Source organism: Terrisphaera buseokensis (assembly GCF_047521145.2).
Lineage (GTDB): Bacteria > Verrucomicrobiota > Verrucomicrobiia > Opitutales > Opitutaceae > ER46.
The window spans coordinates 2,281,137-2,294,427 of record NZ_CM134186.1; the positions used below are offsets into that span (position 1 = coordinate 2,281,137).

The 13,291-nt window shown below is 66.0% G+C and carries 15 protein-coding genes; 6 read left to right on the forward strand and 9 right to left on the reverse strand.

Annotated elements, in window-relative coordinates:
* Window positions 1–19 precede the first annotated feature (19 nt).
* The gene (locus ACLJEU_RS08320; RefSeq protein ID WP_414662145.1) at window positions 20–226 is read right to left on the reverse strand and encodes a hypothetical protein; all 207 of its coding nucleotides are present in this window, start codon (window positions 224–226) and stop codon (window positions 20–22) included.
* 280 nt (window positions 227–506) lie between these two features.
* Window positions 507–1,439, reverse strand: coding sequence for a ThuA domain-containing protein (locus tag ACLJEU_RS08325; RefSeq protein ID WP_414662146.1), 933 nt, complete (start codon window positions 1,437–1,439; stop codon window positions 507–509).
* A 147-nt stretch (window positions 1,440–1,586) separates the two neighbouring features.
* On the opposite strand from ACLJEU_RS08325, the gene ACLJEU_RS08330 reads away from it, so the two are divergent.
* The 5 genes from ACLJEU_RS08330 to ACLJEU_RS08350 all read left to right on the forward strand — a co-directional run bounded on the left by ACLJEU_RS08330 (window position 1,587) and on the right by ACLJEU_RS08350 (window position 5,711).
* The gene (locus ACLJEU_RS08330; protein ID WP_457795361.1) at window positions 1,587–2,042 is read left to right on the forward strand and encodes a TlpA family protein disulfide reductase; all 456 of its coding nucleotides are present in this window, start codon (window positions 1,587–1,589) and stop codon (window positions 2,040–2,042) included.
* Window positions 2,043–2,192: 150 nt separating this feature from the next.
* Complete coding sequence (locus ACLJEU_RS08335; protein WP_414662624.1) at window positions 2,193–3,182, forward strand: mannonate dehydratase; 990 nt, start codon at window positions 2,193–2,195, stop codon at window positions 3,180–3,182.
* Between the two features lie 86 nt (window positions 3,183–3,268).
* The gene (locus ACLJEU_RS08340; protein ID WP_414662148.1) at window positions 3,269–3,679 is read left to right on the forward strand and encodes a hypothetical protein; all 411 of its coding nucleotides are present in this window, start codon (window positions 3,269–3,271) and stop codon (window positions 3,677–3,679) included.
* Between the two features lie 148 nt (window positions 3,680–3,827).
* Window positions 3,828–5,219, forward strand: coding sequence for a Gfo/Idh/MocA family protein (locus ACLJEU_RS08345; RefSeq protein ID WP_414662149.1), 1,392 nt, complete (start codon window positions 3,828–3,830; stop codon window positions 5,217–5,219).
* Between the two features lie 114 nt (window positions 5,220–5,333).
* Window positions 5,334–5,711: a hypothetical protein gene (locus ACLJEU_RS08350; RefSeq protein WP_414662150.1), complete on the forward strand. Its 378-nt coding sequence runs from the start codon at window positions 5,334–5,336 to the stop codon at window positions 5,709–5,711.
* A 142-nt stretch (window positions 5,712–5,853) separates the two neighbouring features.
* Here ACLJEU_RS08350 and ACLJEU_RS08355 read toward each other — a convergent pair whose 3' ends face one another.
* From ACLJEU_RS08355 to ACLJEU_RS08380, 6 genes are read right to left on the reverse strand one after another with little or no spacing between them, the layout of a single operon-like run.
* A complete protein-coding gene (locus ACLJEU_RS08355; protein WP_414662151.1) occupies window positions 5,854–6,597 on the reverse strand; it encodes a platelet-activating factor acetylhydrolase IB subunit in 744 nt (247 codons plus the stop codon).
* An 8-nt stretch (window positions 6,598–6,605) separates the two neighbouring features.
* The gene (locus ACLJEU_RS08360) at window positions 6,606–7,610 is read right to left on the reverse strand and encodes an autoinducer 2 ABC transporter substrate-binding protein (RefSeq protein WP_414662152.1); all 1,005 of its coding nucleotides are present in this window, start codon (window positions 7,608–7,610) and stop codon (window positions 6,606–6,608) included.
* Window positions 7,607–8,674, reverse strand: coding sequence for an ABC transporter permease (locus ACLJEU_RS08365; protein ID WP_414662153.1), 1,068 nt, complete (start codon window positions 8,672–8,674; stop codon window positions 7,607–7,609). Before ACLJEU_RS08365 ends, ACLJEU_RS08360 begins: the two co-directional genes overlap by 4 nt.
* Window positions 8,671–9,597, reverse strand: a complete 927-nt coding sequence (locus ACLJEU_RS08370; protein WP_414662154.1) for an ABC transporter permease — start codon at window positions 9,595–9,597, stop codon at window positions 8,671–8,673. Before ACLJEU_RS08370 ends, ACLJEU_RS08365 begins: the two co-directional genes overlap by 4 nt.
* Window positions 9,597–11,105: a sugar ABC transporter ATP-binding protein gene (locus tag ACLJEU_RS08375; RefSeq protein ID WP_414662155.1), complete on the reverse strand. Its 1,509-nt coding sequence runs from the start codon at window positions 11,103–11,105 to the stop codon at window positions 9,597–9,599. The genes ACLJEU_RS08370 and ACLJEU_RS08375 overlap by 1 nt, the downstream gene beginning before the upstream one ends.
* Window positions 11,106–11,148: 43 nt before the next feature.
* On the reverse strand, window positions 11,149–11,643 hold the full coding sequence (locus ACLJEU_RS08380; RefSeq protein WP_414662156.1) for a TPR end-of-group domain-containing protein: 495 nt from the start codon (window positions 11,641–11,643) through the stop codon (window positions 11,149–11,151).
* A 215-nt stretch (window positions 11,644–11,858) separates the two neighbouring features.
* Here ACLJEU_RS08380 and ACLJEU_RS08385 point away from each other — a divergent pair, with 215 nt between their 5' ends.
* Entirely contained in the window at window positions 11,859–12,155 is a 297-nt protein-coding gene (locus tag ACLJEU_RS08385; protein ID WP_414662157.1) for a hypothetical protein, read from the forward strand.
* A gap of 201 nt (window positions 12,156–12,356) precedes the next feature.
* Here the strand turns inward: ACLJEU_RS08385 and ACLJEU_RS08390 are convergent, their stop codons facing one another.
* The gene (locus ACLJEU_RS08390; protein WP_414662158.1) at window positions 12,357–13,022 is read right to left on the reverse strand and encodes a DsbA family oxidoreductase; all 666 of its coding nucleotides are present in this window, start codon (window positions 13,020–13,022) and stop codon (window positions 12,357–12,359) included.
* Window positions 13,023–13,291: the final 269 nt, after the last annotated feature.

Consider the following 13,291-nt stretch of genomic DNA (forward strand, 5'->3'; position numbering starts at 1 on the left):
TGCGGGAGAGGCCGGCCGATCAGCCGGCCTCCAGCATCCGCAGGGTCCGCACATCCGAAGTGAGATCGGGCCGCGCATTCGGCACGAGGAAATCGTGCCCGGCTGTGATCACGCGCAACGCGTGCGGCATGGCCGCGACCGGCGTGAAGTCGGCGCGGAGGCGAAGCGGGGCCGGGCGCTGCTGGGCGCGCGGGCGAGGCTGGGGACGGGTGGTGAGCGTGGTCATGGGCGGTGGAATCGCCCGCTCGCAGTGTCACCGTGAGGCCAAAAAAAAGCCCCTCCGGTGCGGCACCGGAGGGGCAAAGTCTTTTGGACGTTTAGAACCCTCGCGGCGCGTCGGTAACGACGGATACGGATACGGCTGCGACGGAGACTGCGACCGCAAGGATGCGGGCGTAGCGCGAGGAATTCGTCGAGCCGTTCAGGTTCATGGACGCGAAGAGCGAGAGGATCGCCGCCGACGCTGTCAAGCCCCAGCGGGCAGGGTGCCGGCGTTCGCCGTGGTTTTACTTTTTCGTTTCACCCGCCGGCGCGGTCTTGCGGGCGGGCTTCGGATCGAGGTTCACGCTGAGGTCGGGCGCAGTGACGCGGGACGACACGCCGTCGGCGGGCACTTCGAGATGCGCGAGCCAGAGAATGGCGTTGAGCACCGTCTTGCGGAAATCGTCGTTGCCCCAGTTATGGTGATAGTGCGCGCCGGTGAAGCCGAAACCGCGCCCGCCGTTCGCGCGTTCGTAGGCCCAGGCTACAGTCTGCGGTTCGCCGCGTTCCACGGCCGCGCGCACCGTGGGATTTCCGGAATGCGCGCCATCGGGCCGCGTGGTCGTGCTGCTGTCGGGGATGGCGACCAGGATCGGCGTCACGCCTTTCTGGCCGTCGACAAAGCGCATGTTGAAATACCATTCGTCCCGCAACGTGAACGGCTTCACCCCGCGCGTGATCGGGTGGTTGGGGAACGCGGTGAAGCGCGCGTCCCAGTGGGGATTCACGGACCAGTTGATCTCGAAGGCACCGCCGACCCAGCGCAGAAATTCAGGCTGGCCGAGGGCGAGCGTCGGTTCGACCGCGTAGTGCAGCAGGCCGAGACCCGCGCCGCGGGCGAGGGTTTTTTCGAGGACGGCGAGACGGTTTTCCTGGATCGCGATGTGCCGCGCACCGCCGTCGGCGAAGATGATCACGGCGTCGACGCCGGCGAGCACGGCCTCGTCCTTGGGCCAGCCGCCGAGCACGACATCGGTCGAAAGATTCGGCACGCTCGCGAGGCACTTTTGGAGCAGCAGCACGCCGGCATTGTGTTCGTGGGCGCCGGGCGGGTGGCTCGGCGGACCGGCGATCAGCAGGATTCTTTTTCCCGCCGCCGGAGCGGCAGGGACGGCGTGGGCGGCGAACGCCAGACCGACGAGGGCAACGCAGAACAGCCGGAGAATCGCGGGTAACATGGGGGTGACAGGGGAGTGGTTTCGATGTGGCGCATTTCAGCCGATTGGCAACGGCGAAGGCAGCGACGCACAATGCGGTTGACTCGCCCCGGCACGCGAGAGAGGCAACACGCGCCCCGCTCAACGCCGCCACCCCTTCCGATGATCATGATCATGCACCGTCGATTGCTCGCTTCTGTCATGCTCGCAACGGCGGCTGTGCTGTCCGCGGTTGCGGCCGAAACGGCGCCGGCAAAGGCGCCCGTGACCAAGCCCGCCAAGCCGGCGCATGTGTCGCGCGGCGAACCGGTGCAGCTCGCCGACTATGTCGTGCCGGGGAAGACCACCATCTTCGATTTCTACAGCGATTTCTGCGGACCGTGCGTGCAGGTCGCGCCCGTCCTCGCGCAGCTGCATCAAAGTCGGGACGACGTCGTGGTCGTCAAGGTGGACATCAACCGGCCGGGCGTGAAGGGCATCGACTGGAAATCGCCGGTCGCGCAGCAGTTTCGCCTGAATTCGATTCCGCACTTCAAGGTCTACGGGCCAAACGGGAAACTGCTGGCCGAGGACGGACCCGAAGGTCCGAAGGCGCGCATGCTGGTCGGTGGGTTGCTGCAATAATCCGCCATGGCTTCCTCCGACTCCCTGCGTCGTCGCGATTTCATCGGCACGGCCGTGGCCGGCGCTGCGCTGTTCGGCGCAGCGGGCGGCGTGCGTCCGATGGCGGCCGCGACCGCCGGCTCGAGCACGGGCGCGAAGCGTCCGGTGTTGATGAAGGCGGGACACCAGCACGATCATTCCGAGACGACGCTGCGCGCGCTCGCGGCGTTCGGCGTGAACCATATTTGCAGCGGCAAGGTCGGCAAGGCGTCCGATGAAAGCTGGAGTGTCGACGGTCTCACCCGGCTGCGGAAGCACGTCGAGTCCTTCGGCCTCAAGCTCGACTGCGTGCCGTTGCCCCTGAGTTCCGGCTACATCACGCGCTCCGAGCATCCCGAGATCATGCTGGCGAAGGATCCGGAGCGCGATCGGACGCTCGATGCGTTCTGCGACATGATTCGCAACTGCGGGAAGGCCGGCATCCCGATGGTGAAGTACAATCTCACGTTCATCGGCGTGGTGCGCACGGAGCGCACGATCGGCCGCGGTGGCGCGAGCCTGAGCGCGTTCGACTTCAGCAAATCAAAACAGGAACCGCCATTGACGGAGGCGGGCCGGATCACCGACGAAATTTACTGGGATCGCATCACCTATTTCCTGAAACGCATCGTCCCGGTGGCCGAGGAGGCGAAGGTGAAGATCGCATGTCATCCGCAGGATCCCGGCATGCCGCGCGAGACCGGCTGGCGCGGCGTCAACACGGTCCTGGGCACGCCCGACGGCCTGAAACGTTTCGTGGAAACCGTGCCGAGCGCTTACCACGGGCTCAATTTCTGCCAGGGCACGGTGTCCGAGATGCTCGAGAAACCCGGCGAGCAGATTTACGACGTGATCCGCGAGTTCGGGCGGCGCGGAAAGATCTTCAATGTCCACTTCCGGAACATCCGCGGCGGCTTCCTGAAATTCGAGGAGACGATGCCGGATGATGGTGACGTCGACATGCCGCGCGCGCTGCGCACGTATCGAGAAGTGGGTTACGACGGCATGATCATGCCGGATCACGTGCCTCAAATCGTGGGCGATCCCCAGGGGCAGAAGGCGTTCGCGTTCTGCTTCGGCTATATCCAGGCGCTGTTGCAGACCCTGCGCGCCGAGGCGTGAAAACTGCAAGTCCCGCGCGCAGCGTCACGTGGGACGCCCTGTAGAATATTTTCGCCCCGGCGTCCGTCCCGGTCCATACTTCCACTATGAAACTCCATCGCCTTCTCATGGGTTTGTTTCTCGCACTGTGCTTTGGCGCGGCGACCGTGTTTGCCGCCGACGCTTCTCCGGCCGGAATGTGGAAATGGACGGTGCAGGGGCGTCAGGGCGGACAGGGCTTCGATCAATCGCTCAGTCTCGAGTACAAGGACGGCAAACTCACGGGCACGCTGAAGGGGCAGCAGGGCGGGCAGTTCAGCGTGCCGGACACGGCGATCAAGGACGCGTCCTTCAAGGACGGCCGGATCACGTTCAGCATCACGCGCGAGTTCAACGGCCGCGCCTTCACCACCTCTTACGACGGCAAGCTCGAGGGTGACGTCATCAAGGGGACGTTTGAGCGGATCGTGGGAAACGCCCCGGTGAAGAGCGAGTGGCTGGCCAAGCGGCAAAAGTAGCCTCCGCGGGCCCGACTGTCCGGCAGCAGGGGCGGTTGCGGGAGAGTTGGCCCGCGAGCCACGGTGGTTCGCCCTGAGGAATGGGTGCTTGCCGCACCGGTCCATTAACTGTCCGATGCGCCGAACTCCCGCTTCACCGCGTTGATCCATGTCTGTCTCTCCCTTTCCGTCGTCCGCCCCGTCGCCCCATCGCCGGCGCTATGCCATCGTCGGTCTTGGTTCCCGTCACGAATTGTACCAGGACGGAATTGAGAAAACCCATGCGCGCTGGGCTGAACTCGTGGCGGTGTGCGACTCAAATCCCGGCCGCGTCGATCTCGCGCGCCGCCGCTCGGCCCAGAACGGCGCGCACGTCCCGCCCGGTTATGCGGCCTTGGACTTCGCCCTCATGCTGCAGGAGCGCCGGCCGGATGTCGTGATCGTCACGACGTCGGACAGCTCGCACCACGATTATCTGATTCGGGCGATGGAGGCCGGCTGCGATGTGATCACGGAGAAGCCGATGACCACGGACGCGGAGAAGTGTCACCAGATTCTCGAGACGCGCCGCCGCACGGGGCGCCACTGCCGCGTGACGTTCAACTACCGTTACTCTCCGCCGCGATCGCAGGTGAAGGAGTTGCTGATGAGCGGGGAGATCGGCGAGGTGCTGTCGGTCGACTTTCACTGGCTGCTCAACACGCATCACGGCGCCGATTACTTCCGCCGCTGGCACGCGCACAAGAAGAACTCGGGCGGTCTCTTCGTGCACAAGGCCACGCACCATTTCGATCTGGTCAACTGGTGGCTGGGCGCGGTGCCGGTGAGTGTGGTAGCGACGGGCAAGCGGGAATTCTACACGCCGGCGATGGCGCGCCGGATGGGATTGAGCGGGCCGCACCAGCGCTGCCGCACGTGTCCGGAGAAGGATCGCTGCGGCTTCTACATGAACCTCGAGGCGTCGCCCGGGCTCAAGTCGCTCTACCTGGACAACGAGAGCCACGACGGGTACTGGCGCGACCGCTGCGTCTTCCGCCCGGATATCGACATCGAGGATACGATGAACGCGCTCGTCACCTACGACACCGGCGCGACGCTCAGCTACTCGTTGAATGCGTTCAACGCCTGGGAGGGCTATACGGTCGCCTTTAACGGCACCAAGGGCCGGCTCGAACACAGCATCGTGGAGTCGGTCTACCTCAACGGCACCGAGACGGTGCAGGGCGGGGTGGTGGAGGACGGGGTCAAGATCCGCGTCATCCCGCTGCGCGGCTCCGGCTACGACATCGAGCCGTGGAGCGCCGAGGGCGATCATGGCGGCGGCGATCGGCTGATGCTCGAGGACATCTTCCTGCCGGTGCCGGCACCGGACAAATATCTCCGCGCCGCGGATGAGCGGGCGGGTGCGTGTTCAATCCTCGTCGGCATCGCGGCCAATCGGAGCCTCGAGACCGGCGCGATCGTTCAGGTATCCGATCTGGTCGGAGCACTGCCTCAGCCCGACTACGCTCCGATGCCGTCGCGCCAGGAGTCGCTTCCGATGCCCATGCGTCCCGTGTGAAGCGGGCGGCAACCAAAGTCACTTTCCTGCGTCTGGCAGGCCGTTAGAACTCCCCAAAAAAACTCCATGAAATCATTACGTCGTACCCTCGCGGCCTTCGCCGCTTCCTGCCTCATGACGGCAGCCCTATTCGCCGCTGATCCCAGCGGCACCTGGAAATGGACCACGCAAGGCCGCGGCGGCGGCGGTGGCGGTGGTGGCGGTGGAACACCGCGCGAATCCACGCTGGTGCTGACGGCGAAGGACGGAAAGGTCACGGGCAAGCTCACCAGCCCGGGGCGTGATGGCGCCACCAATTCGACCGACATCACGGACGGCACGATCAAGGACGACGTGGTGTCGTTCACGATCGAGCGCACCTTTGGCGACAACAAGTTCGTCATGAAGTACAGCGGCAAGCTCGCCGGCGACACCATCACCGGTGAGTCCGAGAGCCCCGGCCGCGACGGTCAGACGATGAAACGCGAGTGGGTCGCGAAACGCGCCAAGTAAGGCTTCACCGAGATTTAAATACGAAAAGCCGAAGCAGCGATGCTTCGGCTTTTTCGTTTTCACGTGCTGACGGGGAGGGCCGGCAGTCCTGAGAGGCGACCGGGGGCGGTCGCGGTCCCAGGAGGAACCGGTCCCGGGCTTTTTATTTCAGCATCGCGGCCAGCGGTTCCTTGATGGCGGCGGCCCAGATTTCGTAGCCCTTTTCGCCCGGATGGAGGAAGTCCGGCATGATTTCCTTCGGCAGCGTGCCGTCGGCGGCGAGGAACTTCTGCCCGATATCGAGGAAGCGGATACTCTTTCCGTCGGCGAGTTTCGCGATGCCGGCGTTGATTTCGTTCACCTGCAGGCGCTGCGGATGATTCGGACTTTCGCCGCGCGGGAACACTGCGAGCAGAAGAATCTTCGCCTGCGGCTGGCTGGTGCGTAGCTTCTTCAGGATGGCCGCCACCCCCTCGACCGTCTCGGCGGGCGTGTTGCGGGGCGTCGTGCCGTCGCGCTCGAAACCAGTGTTGTTCGTGCCGATCATCATCACGACGGCCTTGGGCTTGATCCCGTCGAGCTCGCCGTTTTCGAGCCGCCACAACACGTGCTGGGTGCGGTCGCCGCTGATGCCGAAGTTCGCGGCGCCGAGCGGGGCGAAATGGGCGTCCCAGACTTTCTTGCCGCCCTTTTCGTCGGCGCGACGCCATGCGTCCGTGATCGAATCACCGACAAACAGCACGTTGACGCCGCCCTGTTTGGCGATGGCAACAAAGCCTTCGTGGCGCTTCACCCAGTTGGGGTCGCGCGGCTCGGGTTTGATCGCGGTGTTCGCGAACGCGCTGGACGCTACCAGTGCAAGGAGCAGGGCAAGGACCGGCAGGCCGGTGCGACGGGTGAGTTTCATGGGAAGGCTCAGAAGTTGAACTGGTCGATGTTGTCCTTGTTAAACACGAAGGGTTTTCCGAGGAGGATGTTGTCGCCCTTGATCTCGAACTCTCCGAGCGCGCCCGCCTTGAACTTCGTGTCGCCCGGCTTGAGCGTGCCTTTGACGAGCGCGACGGCGGCCTCGACGGTCAGGTAGCCGAGGTCTTCGGTCTTCCAGAGGATCACGCTGTCGGTGACGCCTTCCTTGACGTACCGGCGGTTCTCGCTCGGGAGACCGAGGCCCATGACCTTCACCTTGCCGGTCTTGCCGGCCTGCTTGACGGCTTCCGCGGCGCCGGGGACGGCGGGCGAGCAGATGTTCATGAGAAGTTTCAGATTGGGGTACGCGCTGAGCAGGGCGGTGGCCTCGGACTGGGCCTTGTCCTTCAGGTCGTCGCACGGACGGACGGCCACGATCTTCATCTTCGGATATTTTTCCGCGAGGCGGGCCTCGATGTGCTTCTTCCACTCCTGCTGATTGGCGGCGGTCAGCGTGGCGAGAATGATCGCGAATTCGCCTTCGTTGTTCAGCAGTCGCGCGGCTTCGTCCATCAGACCGTGGCCGATGCCCTCGGGCGTGGCCTGGTTGACGAAGAACGAACGCGCGTCCGGCGTCGCGTCGGCATCATACGTGATGACCTTGATGCCCTTGGACTGCGCCTTGCGCAGGGCGGTCGAAATACCCTCCTTGTTGTCGCACGCCGCCGCGATCACATCGACGCCGAGCGTGATCCAGTTCTCGACGATCTCGTTCTGCTTCGCCGGATCGGTGTCCGTAGGGCCGTCGAAGAGCAGATCGATGCCGAGCGCCTTCGCGGCTTTTTCCGCGCCCGCTTTGCAGGAAATGAAATACGCGTTGCCCTTGGACTTGGGCAGGAGGGCGACGGTGATTTTCTTGCCGCCGCCGCCGGCCGCCGGGGCGGAGTCGGGCGACTTGCTGCAGCCGGCGAGCATGACGCCGAGCGCGAGGAGAAAAGGAAGGAGACGTTTCATGATGAGGGGGAGACTGCCGGTCGGGGTGAAGGGGCGGCGCGGCGGGCGCGCCAGGCGGACCAGAGTTTTGGCGCAACGCTGCCCGACAAGGCAAGCAGGAGGAGCGCGCCGGTGAGCATGCCGGCGACCTCGCGCGGCTGGCGTGCGTGCACGAGCCCGTTGTTCAAAACCGCGATCGCCGCGACACCGAGGAGCGTGCCGTGTACGGTGCCGACGCCGCCAAAGATGCTCGTGCCGCCGAGCACGACGGCGGTGATCGCAAAGAGTTCGTAACCCATGCCGGCGTCGGCCTTCGCCTGCCCGAGCCGCGCGGTATAGATAATGGCGGCAAGGGCGGCGATCACCCCCGCGAGAATGTAGACCAACGCCAGCCGCCGCTGCACGGGCAGGCCGGCGTAGCGGGCGCCCTCGGGCGAATAGCCGATGGCGCGGAACGAACGGCCGAAGGTCGTCCGGTGCACGAGCAGCCAGATCGCGATCGCCATCGGCACGAAGACCCACGCCTGCGTCGGCAACCCGAGCCAGCGTTCCTGACCGAGAAAAAGAAACGAGCCGGGAAAATTCGTGAACGTGTCCGCGCCGCGCGTGATCGCCTCCGCGAGACCGCGAAAGAGCGAGTACGTGCCGAGCGTCACAATCAACGGCGGCAGACGCAGCCCCGTGATCAGCGTCGCATTCAGGCCGCCGGCGAGCGCCCCGATGACGAGCGTAATACCGCCGGCGGCGAACGGCGACAGGCCGGCGTCACGCCAGAGTTTTCCAAACAGAATTGCGCACAGCCCGAGCAGCGAACCCACCGAGAGATCAATGCCGCCGGTCAGGATGATCGGCGTCATCGCCAGCGCGAGCAGGCCGATCTCCACCGAGTGGCGCAGGATGTCGAACGAGTTGTCGAGGGTACCGAACCGCGCGCCGATCGCGTTGAATGTCATCCATTCGATGACAACCACGAGCAGCAGGGCGGTCTCGTGGCGGAAGGCGAACCGACGCCAGTCGGACTTCTGCGGCGGAAGCGAAGTCGATGGCCGGCCGGAGGCCGGCGCTCCCGGGGTGTCTGGGCTCATGCGTTGGCCTTTCTCGTGCGCAGGCCGTCGGCGACGACGGCGAGCAGGATGATCGCGCCCTGGATCGCCTTTTCCCAATACGCTTCGACGTGCAGATGCGTCAGCGCGGGCGCGATGCACGCCAGCAGCAGCATGCCGAAGAACGCGCCCCACAGGCTGCCGCGTCCGCCGGAAATCGCCACGCCGCCCACCACGACGGCGGCGATGGCCTTGAGTTCAAGCCCGGTGCCCGACTTGGGATCGACCTGCGGGGACTGGGCGACGTTCATCATCGCAGCGAGACCGGTCAGCGCGCCCAGCAGGACAAAGGTGTTGAACGTCACGAGCCGCGGCCGGATGCCGGCGAGCCGCGCCGCTTCCGCCTCGGTTCCGACCGCGTAGACAAAGCGCCCGGCGGCGAGATGGCGCATCGCCCACGCCAGCGTCACCAGCACGACGAGCGCGACGGCAACGAGCGTCCATTGGCCGCCCGCCTGACTGAGTCCGAGCCACTGCAGGCTGTCTGGCAGATTCACAAACGCGCCCTGCCGCTGCCACCGCAGCGCCTCGCGCCAGGTCACCATCGTCGCAAGCGTGACGACAATCGACGGGAGCCGCAGGCCGGCGACGAGTGCGCCGTTGATCGCGCCGAGGACGCCGCCAAGCGCCACGGCGGCGACCGCGACGAGGGCGACGGGCCAGTTTTGCGCCGCGAGGAGTCCGGCGCACACGCTGCAGACGGCGAACTGCGAACCGACCGAGATGTCGATCTGGCGGCAGATGATCACGAGCGCCATGCCGCAGGCGACGACGAGCGTCGGCGCCTCGCGCGTGGCGAGCGACAGCAACGGCTGCGCCTGATAGAACCCCGGCGCGATGACCGCGAGGACGGCGAGCACCAGCAGCAGGGCCCCGGCGACTGAAAGTTCGCGAAAATAACGCATCACGCGGCGCCTTTCTCCGCTTGGCCGAGCGCCGCGGACATCACGGTGTGGGCGTCGGCCTTTCCCGGGAGAATTGCGGTGAGCGTGCCGCCGCGCATCACGCCGATGCGATCGCTCATGCCGAGCACCTCCGGCAGATCGCTCGAGATGAGCAGCACGGCGAGGCCTTCGCGGGCGAGCCGGCGGACGATCTTGTGAATCTCGCTCTTCGCTCCGACGTCGACGCCTTGCGTCGGCTCGTCGAGAATGAGCACCCTGGGTTTCGTCGCGAGCCAGCGGGCGAGGGAAACTTTTTGCTGGTTGCCACCGGACAGACTGCCGCCGGGTGCCGTCGGTCCCGAACACTTGACGGCCAGATCGCGAATGTAATCGAGCGCCAGCGAGCGTTCCGCGCCGAAGCGCAGCCATGCGCCGCGAAACAGCCGGCGGTGGATCGCCATCGTCATGTTCTCCTCGATCGGCATCTCCAGCACCACGCCGTGCCGCCGACGATCCTCGGGGACGTACGCGATGCCGCGGCCGACCGCGTCCTGCGGCGTCGCGAGCAGGATCGTTTCGCCGTTGAGCTGGATTTCACCGGCATCGGCGGGTGTCAGGCCAAACAGGATACGCGCCAGCTCGGTCCGGCCGGCGCCGACCAACCCGGCCAGCCCGAAGATTTCGCCGGCGCGGACCTCGAACGTCACGTCGTGCACGCCGGAGGCCGCGCAGCCGAGCTGGCGCAGCGACAGCACGACGGCGCCCGGGCTCGCCTCGCTCGGCGGATAAATCTGCGTCATGTCCCGCCCGACCATCGAGCGGATAAGCGAACTCTCCGTCATGTCGCCGACCGGATTCGTCCCGACGCTCTCGCCGTCGCGCAGGACCGTCACCCGATCCGCCAGTGCAAAGATTTCCTCGAGCCGGTGGGAAATGTAGATGACTCCGACGCCGTTGGCGCGCAGATCGCGCACGACGGCGAAGAGCAGGTGCTGCTCCTGCTGCGTCAACGAGGCGGTGGGCTCGTCCATGATGACGATCCGTGCGCCGGCGCCGAGGGCGCAGGCGATTTCGACGAGCTGCTGTTCCGGCATCGACAGCGTGCGGACTTCGGCGTCAGGCGAGACCGCCGCGCCAATCCGCTGCAGCAATCCGAGGGCAGCAGCGCGGCGGGCGCTCCAATCGATCCGGCGGAGCGGGCCGCCGGCTTCGAGGCGGAGCGCGATGTTTTCCACCACGGTCAGATCGGGAAAGAGGGCCGGCTGCTGATAAATACAGGCGATGCCCTGCGCATGCGCCGTGGCCGGCGAGAGGTGTTCGACGACCTGGCCGGCGACGGTGATCGTGCCGGCGTCGGGTTGATGCGCCCCGGTGACGATCTTGATCAAGGTGCTCTTGCCGGCGCCGTTCTCGCCCAGCAACGCGTGGACCTCGCCGGCGTGCAGCGTGAAATCGACGCCCTTCAGCGCCCGCGCGCCGCCGAACGACTTGGCGATCTGGCGGAGTTCAAGAAGGGGCGGGGCGGACATTGACGAGCGGGCGATGGCGTCCGAGCTAAATTGTACTGTCAAATCAGCCCTGCGGCTGACAGTCCGCCCGCTCCATCGCCCGCAACGGCGCGAGATCCGGATCGGTCGCGGCGAGGGCGTCGTAATTCACATCGAGGGCGATCGCGCGATCCACGCGGCGCCGCGCCTCCCGCAGATTGCCGCGGAGGCAGGCGTAGCAACCCAGGTTGAACTGAATCGTCGCCTCCTGCGGATGCCGCACCTCTGCTTGGAGCAGGATCTTCTCCGCCTCCTCGAGCGTGTCGGCGCGGCGCGTGGCGTAGGCCCACGAAATCCATCCGGCCGGTTCCTCCGGCTGGCGGTGCGCCCACTCGCGGGCCAGGTCACGGACCTCGGGCCACTTTTCCTGCTCGTGCAGGACCCCGACGCGGACCACCAGCACAGGCGTCGTATCGGCAAACGGACCCGACAGCTGCTCGAGTTCCCTCGCCGCCTCGGCGATCATGCCGAGGGCCAGGTAGCCCTGGGCGTGGGAGAGGCGGCGCTGGGGAAGAATCATGGGGCGAGGGAGCGAACGGATAGGAGGTACAACCCGTGGACAAGGTGCAAGCCGCCGTGTGCTGAACTTTTTCGCCGGATACAGCGTCGCCGGCCGGCTCACTCCTTCACAGCGGAGGCCACGCGTGGTTAGCCTTTCGTGGCGTCGAGGTGCGATTGCGCGGTCCGAACGAGAACCGTTCCGCCCCACACCGGTCTGAACCTGCAGAAATCCCTATGAAAAATTCTACGTCCCGTCCGGTTAAAACTCCCGCTGGCAAGGATCGGTCCAAACCACGCGTCGGGCTGATCAACGAGTCCCGACCCGGGCTGGGAGAGCGCAGTCCATCGCAGGGCGGACCGCCCTTCGATCCCGAGGCTGCACTCGAGGGACTGGAAACGGAAGGTGCGCCGCGCGCCACGCCGCGGGGTTACGTGGAGCCACGGCCCGAACCGCGCGAGCAGCCGTCAGACTCCTTCGCCCACGAGCAGGAGCGCTCCACCGGCGTCTCCGGCCATCTCGGCAACAGCTAATACCAATCGCTCCTTGCTTTTGGACTTCTGGATCGATTGTGGCTACGAGCGCCAGCGAGTGGCCGAACGGCCACTCGCTGGCGCTCGTAGCCACGGCTAAAGTCCAAAGGCAAAGGGCGATTGGTATAACACCGCCCGGTAGGGGCGCGCCTCGTGCGCGCTCGCCGTGCGCCTGCCCGCTCTTCACCGCCGCGCGGTCCTTTACGCCGCGGGCGGTTGGCCGTGATGGATCGCGTGCGCCGCGTACCCGGCCGTGTCGGCCAGCATCGCATCGATCGTGGCGATGAGCGGCGCCGCGCGCACGAGGCCGGAGAAGATAGCCTTGTCGCCGATGGCATCCGTCAGCACGAACGCCGGCCGCTGGGAAATGCGGTGCGCGAAAAATTCCTGCGTGCTGGCGTCCACTCGCGCCCGCACCGTCGCCGACTGCGCGGCCCGCAGCAGTTTCTTCGCCGGCAGCGCCTTGCCGCCCGCCGCCGCCGCCACCGCGACGGCCGTATCCAGATCACCGATCGTCCGGCCGTCTCTCAGGGCGGCTTGCGAGAGCGCGCGTCTGATCTCATCGCCGGTGAAACCAAAGTCGCGGGCCGCCTCGGCGACGAGGTTGGGGGCTTCGTAGTGCCCCTGTCGTGACGTCTCGAGCCAGCCGGAGTTCAGCATGAACGGCGAGTGCATCACGGTGCCGCCGCTGCGCTGATAGAACCAGTCGCATTGCGCGCGCGACACCGGGAAGTCGGCCGGATTCATGAGCGCGATTTTCCATTCGAACTCCGCGCGGCCGGCGTAGCGTGCCTTCAACTCCGCCCAGGCCGGCTCGGCCCACGTGCACCAGGAAGAGAGGATTTCGAGATAGTACGTGATTTTCACGCCACCAGCGCAGTGCCCCGCCGGGAAGGCGTCAACGGGCGAACGGCTGCATTCAGTGCAGCAGCGCAGGCCGCCAAGCGGCACACTCGGGAGCGCAGGCGTCCCGCCAGCATCCGGCAGAAAAGCAGGCGAGACGCCTGCGCTCCTGTTGGGCCTTCGACCGGCAGTGGTTCTCCCTAGGGATTTTCGCTTGTCAGCAACGGCTGCAACCAGACGCTTCGCTTTCGGGTCGTCGTTCCGCGTTTCGATCCGCTCCTTCGTCCTTCAAT

Coding starts and splice junctions, on each gene's coding strand:
- ACLJEU_RS08345 (WP_414662149.1), top strand. CDS start 3,828: ATGTCTGTCTCTCCCTTTCCGTCGTCCGCCCCGTCGCCCCATCGCCGG.
- ACLJEU_RS08350 (WP_414662150.1), top strand. CDS start 5,334: ATGACGGCAGCCCTATTCGCCGCTGATCCCAGCGGCACCTGGAAATGG.
- ACLJEU_RS08330 (WP_457795361.1), top strand. CDS start 1,587: ATGATCATGCACCGTCGATTGCTCGCTTCTGTCATGCTCGCAACGGCG.
- ACLJEU_RS08375 (WP_414662155.1), bottom strand. CDS start 11,105: ATGTCCGCCCCGCCCCTTCTTGAACTCCGCCAGATCGCCAAGTCGTTC.
- ACLJEU_RS08355 (WP_414662151.1), bottom strand. CDS start 6,597: ATGAAACTCACCCGTCGCACCGGCCTGCCGGTCCTTGCCCTGCTCCTT.
- ACLJEU_RS08365 (WP_414662153.1), bottom strand. CDS start 8,674: ATGAGCCCAGACACCCCGGGAGCGCCGGCCTCCGGCCGGCCATCGACT.
- ACLJEU_RS08335 (WP_414662624.1), top strand. CDS start 2,193: ATGAAGGCGGGACACCAGCACGATCATTCCGAGACGACGCTGCGCGCG.
- ACLJEU_RS08385 (WP_414662157.1), top strand. CDS start 11,859: ATGAAAAATTCTACGTCCCGTCCGGTTAAAACTCCCGCTGGCAAGGAT.
- ACLJEU_RS08320 (WP_414662145.1), bottom strand. CDS start 226: ATGACCACGCTCACCACCCGTCCCCAGCCTCGCCCGCGCGCCCAGCAG.
- ACLJEU_RS08325 (WP_414662146.1), bottom strand. CDS start 1,439: ATGTTACCCGCGATTCTCCGGCTGTTCTGCGTTGCCCTCGTCGGTCTG.
- ACLJEU_RS08380 (WP_414662156.1), bottom strand. CDS start 11,643: ATGATTCTTCCCCAGCGCCGCCTCTCCCACGCCCAGGGCTACCTGGCC.
- ACLJEU_RS08360 (WP_414662152.1), bottom strand. CDS start 7,610: ATGAAACGTCTCCTTCCTTTTCTCCTCGCGCTCGGCGTCATGCTCGCC.
- ACLJEU_RS08370 (WP_414662154.1), bottom strand. CDS start 9,597: ATGCGTTATTTTCGCGAACTTTCAGTCGCCGGGGCCCTGCTGCTGGTG.
- ACLJEU_RS08340 (WP_414662148.1), top strand. CDS start 3,269: ATGAAACTCCATCGCCTTCTCATGGGTTTGTTTCTCGCACTGTGCTTT.